Below are 6,109 nucleotides of genomic sequence, written 5' to 3' on the forward strand. Positions count from 1 at the left end.
ATCTGATACTCGCCCTTTTTTTTGAACGGAGTTAATCTGATATTCCGATTTTCCTTCAATGTCTTATTTTCTTGTTTGAAACGCTCCGGGCCCGATGATGTTTGTTGTCGTAATAAATCAACATAATATTGTTCTGGATTTATTTCGGCAAGGCTAAACGGCGGATTATATATATCCAAGTTTGACAACGATGCCCTAGGTATGTTTACTAATGGCATAGGTGTACTTTTGTTATCGATCGTCACTGACAATATATCTTCTGATGCGCCAGACCTTCTTAGCTTTTCACCAATATTAATGTTGATTACTGGATTGGCATTAATCATCGTTTTTTCGGCTCCAATCGGCAAATCAGCTAATGTATTTGCGACATCAGACTCTTTTAATGAATCGCCAGGAATATTTTTTGTATCCTCTACAGCCGGCGGGACAACTGATTTTTCATCGACCGGACGCATCAACTCCGCCCAGTGATAAGCAACTCTGACTTGATTCATCATACTGTGCAAATTAGCACCACCGTTTGGTGACTGAAACGTACTCAACACACGAGTGGCCGCTTTCGCCGCGGCTTCAGAGATTGTTCCTTTTGCTTCTTCAACTTTTTTCCACGTTGCAAGTGATAGCGAGCCAAATTTAGCTTCTAAGTGTTGACGAATCACTGGCATCACGTCAGTATTAAAAACGGTAGTAAATAAATCTGATTTGTTATGGCGCACTACAGCATCAAGTTTGGCATGTATTTTTTCGCTAAGTTGCTGCACCTTGTCATAACAATTATTTTTTTGCCAATGCGAAAATCCAGATTCTTCGCCAAGTTTATCCCCCATTACCAACATGCATAGTTGCCGTGATAGCCTATTGCAATCGTCCGAGACTTCTGCTCCGCCGTGAATTCGCAACGTCGATAATGCCAGCGCCAGGTCAGAGACGCCAATCGTGGCCGCATGTGTTCCTTGGGCGACTATCCGTTTAAAATCTTCCGGTTTATCAGCTATTCTTGAAATCGCCTCAAAAGCGGAGGCTTCGGCCTGATCAATCGGCCGGGTGGCGTTTGGCAATAGCGCTTCCGAGGCGACAGCCCCTTCGGTGGATGCAGCTATCACATCGATAGCTGCGGTATACGCCTCATGCGCAGCTGCGGTGATTTGATGGCGCTCGTTTATTTGCGGAGTGCCGCTGAAATCGAAATCACTCGGATTGGGGGGGGCGCAAACTTGATTACTTCCGCTTACGCTTTCAATACCATCCACGAACGACATTTTAGGCTTGGTGATATTGTTCGGATGTGGACAAACAGCGCCTCTTGTTGAACCGCTAATCAGTGTTGGTCCCATCGATTATTCCTATAGATAATTTTGCAAGGGTGAATGACTCACCTTGTTTTGTGCCACAGTTTTACTAGACAACACAGCAGGTTCTTATTGAATTACAAATTGACCTGCTTCAAAACTGAAGAAAAGCACGCAACATGTCGGCCATGCTTTGAATAATTGAGCTAATCGTCTTATGAGCGGTTTCGAAGCGGCCGTAAGCATTACTATACTTTTGCCCACGACTCTGCAGCGAATCTTCGATTCTGCTAACCTGCGCGTCAAAACCAGATTTCCAAACGTTATAGGTAGTGATGGATAACTTATGACCGTCTATGACAATACCGTCGTCAGATGTCGGTAAATTGGCGATTTGTTTTTTTATCTGCGATAGATCAGGAATGATACAAAATGTGCCGTCCCGGTTAGCATGGATACATTCGACTGGATCGATTCCTAACTTCGTACAGATGTCGACGGCCTCGTTCGAAAGAATGCCATTTTCAGGAGTTTTTCCGGCAATTACTCCGTTCATAGTCGGAGGCTCAAATCTATTTAGAATAGAGTTAAGCGCATTTTCTATTTGTTTAAAATTGACCTTCATATCATTGTCCCCGTCGGAACTCACATACTTTTTGAGCGATGCGACAATGTCGGTGATTTGTTGATATAAAGTTGTGTACTTGGCGAGTGCAGATGCATAATGAGATAAATCACCCTCCTCGTACTTGCCTATCAAGCCAGACAATTCTTTCCAAACCTCATTGAGATTATTGGCATCCGGCAACTTGTCTGCGACGAGGTCCCGCAACAAATCATTGCGTAAAACGGCAATTTGAGGTCCCAGTAAGTGATCCATCACAGTAGAACCATCTATTGCCGCACTTAAATTTGCTAGATTCTCAAGTTTGACAGTATCAAGTCTGACCGCCCCTACAATTTTTGTGGGGTCATTGAAATCAATTGCATCAAATGCCTGTAATACCTCTGCGTACACCATCCTTTTATTTTCGAGCAAGCTTGAAAATTGAAGAGCACGCGATATTATCCGCTCTCGCTCGCCCTCCTGAAGTTTACCGGTGATTAACGGCTCAATGTCGTTACAGAAAACCGATGCATCACTCGTCTCTCGATTGTTTATCGACATTGCCATGGTAGTCAGTGGCTGTTGTATGTTTATTTCCATGTAAAGACATCCTCTCGGCGTTGGGACTGATTCAATATACTGAAAAAGTGTAATAAAGTAGGCGGTGCTCTGGATTAAGCAGCGCCTAACGCAACTGTTTAAGCCTTAATGTTTTGTACAATTGAATCTAGCGTTGCGCGACTTTGGTCAGAAGAAGAAGCGATCATTGAAAACATTCTCGTCAGCAGCTCTGTGGCTCGCTGCGCAGCTTGCTCCTCGCTATGTTGAATGGTTGACGCAACAGCGCCATGTGCATCGCTCAATTTACTTGCTGCTTGTTGTTCAGCAGAGATCACCCCTCCTGAAGCTTGCGCGATAGCGGATAGCGGCTGGGAAAATGAAATAACGGTTTGCCCACCGAACTGTTGCTGTGAAAATTTTTGCGAATTAGATTGCGACGCGAGTTCTTTAGCGGCGATCTTCGCGTCCGTACGCAGAATGGTTTGATTGAGGACAGCCTGCTCCTCGCTACTTATTGAGGGCGCATTCGCCTTTAATTCTAATTGCTTACCTTTCGAATCTAAGGTCTGTAAACTCTTCTGCGGACTGCTTCCAGCCGACGGCGGGCTTGATCGATTTAGCGCGTTGCTAGTGGCTGCGTTTTGCGCACGTAACTGATTAACCTGGCGTCCGTTGGTTGATATATTACGAATCTGGCCGTTAGTTGCCTTAGAGAATTTTTGAAAACCGACTCCGGCGACAGCAGTGCCAACTGCCATACCGGTTACTGCGCCTCCCAAGTTTGCTATAGCTGCATTGACTCCCTTGGCACCAGCCGCAGCCGCTTGCTGCACGGATATTTCAGCAAATTTTGCTGCAGCGGCATTACGCGCGGTATTGCTTTGCCCTAGTGTCATCAATAACGAAAATAGCAATTCCAGAAGGCGGTCTATACCAGCATTCTCGATCACTTCTTTTTCGACTTCTGGTAACTTCTTCTCAAGCAGTTTTCCAACAGGGGTATCCACACTCTCGTCGACCAATTCCCTTAGATTAACAATAATCTCCTTACGCTTATCGGGCGCCATTAAACTAATCGAAGATTCTAAAGCTCGCCTGCTTTCCGTCGCATCGGCCATCTCTAAAGGCAAAAGTGTCAATAACGCTGTTATTGAAATCGCATCCTTAGCAGTTCCTTTAATCGTTTTGCTGCTTTCAGCACTATTAATGTCAGCATTAGCTGGAGTCAGTATCGTAACTTGATTGCGAATTTCCATTTATTTCTCTTTATTCTATATTTTTAATTAAGCAGAATGCGCACCGCGCATTGATCGCGCCAATGCAACGCCGGTACTAGTGTGATGGTTGATCGCGTTACTTGCGGCAGAAAAAAATTTCTGAGAAATATCGAGTGAATCTTTAAACTGCTCCATTAATGCAGAAATCATATCGCTTAATAATGCCAATTCTTTGACGCCCAACTGAATGCTGGCATTCGCCTTAGCTGTTTTGAGGTTCGCAACCTCCACGCCAACATCCAAACCGCTAGTAATAACCGTTTTTTCAAAGTTAAGCCCGGCACCAAGTTGAGCCAACCGACCAGCGTAAATTTGCTTGCTTGCCAAATTGGTTGACATGCCCAAACGCGTAGCTGCTGCATTTAACATCCTGGAAGCTGCACCCGAAACCTGAGAGAAAACTTGTGAAATACCTTGTTTTAGCATCGTAGGAATCATTTTACCCAGCGTCTTCTCTAGCACGCGTGACAGAACAGAGGTAATTTTGCTTGTAATATTGGATACCGCGGCTCCCACAGCCCCACCCACTCCGGTGACGGCAAGCCCCGCTGCACCCACAGAGATGCCTACCGATACCACAATCATGCTGGCCATCTTGGCGGTCTCAGGAGCGACGCCATGCATCTCCATTAGTTCGGATACTCGATTCATTACACGTTGTAATAGCGGTTGCAGAGCTTTCATTAGGGGCTGCATGGCCTTTTCCATAAAAGATTTTCCTGTCACCGCGGAGTAAACCTCATCAGCGAGCATCAAAGCCACACCAATACCGGCGAGCACAAGACTTGCCCCCCCGGTAAAAACTGCAGCTAACACACCAATTACGAGAATCACAGCGCCGAGAATTTTCCCGACGCAGCCCATGACTTTATTTAGCGCCTCAGCCTTAGCCCTTTCTATGTCCGCTTTTTTGGCATCTGCGGTCATTTTTGCGGTTCGGATATCCTCTTGAATTCTCAACAGACTACGTTGGGTTTCGGCACGCACCTCTCCAGTCTTCAGCATCAGTTCACCCAATTTAGTCATCAAGGTCAACATGAGTCCTATATTGCTTTGATCTTTTTTTACCAAAGATTCAGGCAGATTATTTTCTGCTATACCGGACTGTGCAAACACAGCATCAACCTGATCCTGCAAATCCACTAGAGCGACTTCTGATAAAGCCACACCCTCCTTCAGCTCAGTCAATTGCCCCTGCTTTTTGTCGACAGTTGCCTGTAGTGTATTTCGGCTCTGTAGCGCAACATCGTAATCAGGCGTACCAGGTTTAGCCGACGAAAGAACACGCTCAGCCTCAGCGAGTTGTTTCTTGATTCCTTCAACGTCGTCAATCAACTCCTCTAATTTTCCACTTACCACTTCAAGATCGGAGACAGCGCCCTCAACTGCTTTCACTGCAGCTTCGTATTTAGCCGCAATTTCCTTTCGCGTATTATTGAGCACCCCTTGTTGAAAGAAAAAGGCGTCCGCTTTGGATGCCAACTTGGTGAGATTTCCTGTCTCTAGTGCAGCCATCATCGCGGCCAACCGCATACCTATTTTTGTACTTTCATTTTGTGCGCCATTTGCCACACTTGCCTGCCATCTTTTTGGTGCTCGCAATTCTGGACGACTTACGTCAGCGTTATATTCCTGGCCACCAACGCTATCCCCATCAATTACGAGAGCCGCTAGCTCCTTTGCTGCCTGCTGCGCTCCAAGCAAAAAAGCCGGCGAAAGCTTCGTCAGTTGCTCGGCTTTTTTTGACAGCTTCTCGTTCGACAAAAAATTACCACTGCCATTTGATTCATTTCGAATCACATCAATTGCCACTCCGGCTATTCTCATGCTCATCTAGGATCTCTTTCGATTTATAATGACGCCTTACTTCCACTCTTTTGTAATGCCTTTAAATAGGCATCAGCAATTTTCTTCACTGAATCCTCATTTGCATTTTCAATAACGGTTTTAAAACACTGCTTAGCTTTGCCAGACTTCCCCATTGCCAACTGACATTGTCCGGAGTAAAGCATTGACCGGTAATCACCGTCACCCTGCGCAAACGCAACGGCATATAAATCAGCGGCCTTTTGATAGGCCCCTTTGAGTTGGTAAACTGCAGCCAATCCCATTAAAAAATCAGGACAATAAAAGTCATAAATACACAAAAAACGAAAAAATTTCTCTGCCTCATCCAACTTTCCCTGACGATAAAAATCGTAGGCTAGGCCGTACAACTCATCCATCTGCTGTTCGGAAATTCCGTGTATTTCCTTGAGCGTCGCACCCTCGCTTACGGCATCCAGAATGGTCTCAAGATGATTTTCATCAAAATCTTCGGATTGATGTTTCACTTTTTTCTCCCTAAGCATCACCAAACGATGGTGTCATTA

The 6,109-nt window shown here is 45.3% G+C and carries 5 protein-coding genes; all 5 read right to left on the bottom strand.

Translation table 11 applies throughout. The annotated features are described in order from the left end of the window. Positions 1–1,337, bottom strand: a 1,337-nt coding sequence (locus tag QN379_RS22875) for a hypothetical protein (RefSeq protein WP_323507710.1), incomplete at its 3' end; no start/stop codon positions are given. Between the two features lie 109 nt (positions 1,338–1,446). After that, positions 1,447–2,499: an IpaD/SipD/SspD family type III secretion system needle tip protein gene (locus tag QN379_RS22880; RefSeq protein ID WP_323507711.1), complete on the bottom strand. Its 1,053-nt coding sequence runs from the start codon at positions 2,497–2,499 to the stop codon at positions 1,447–1,449. A 98-nt stretch (positions 2,500–2,597) separates the two neighbouring features. Continuing rightward, entirely contained in the window at positions 2,598–3,716 is a 1,119-nt protein-coding gene (locus tag QN379_RS22885) for an IpaC/SipC family type III secretion system effector (protein ID WP_323507712.1), read from the bottom strand. Between the two features lie 27 nt (positions 3,717–3,743). Continuing rightward, positions 3,744–5,570 carry a type III secretion system translocon subunit SctE gene (gene sctE / locus QN379_RS22890; RefSeq protein WP_323507713.1) on the bottom strand — a complete coding sequence of 609 codons (1,827 nt, stop codon included), beginning with the start codon at positions 5,568–5,570 and terminating at the stop codon, positions 3,744–3,746. A 17-nt stretch (positions 5,571–5,587) separates the two neighbouring features. Continuing rightward, entirely contained in the window at positions 5,588–6,070 is a 483-nt protein-coding gene (gene sicA, locus QN379_RS22895) for a type III secretion system translocator chaperone SicA (RefSeq protein WP_323507714.1), read from the bottom strand. Positions 6,071–6,109 lie beyond the last annotated feature (39 nt).

This window comes from Glaciimonas sp. Gout2 (genome assembly GCF_035018905.1).
GTDB lineage: Bacteria > Pseudomonadota > Gammaproteobacteria > Burkholderiales > Burkholderiaceae_D > Glaciimonas.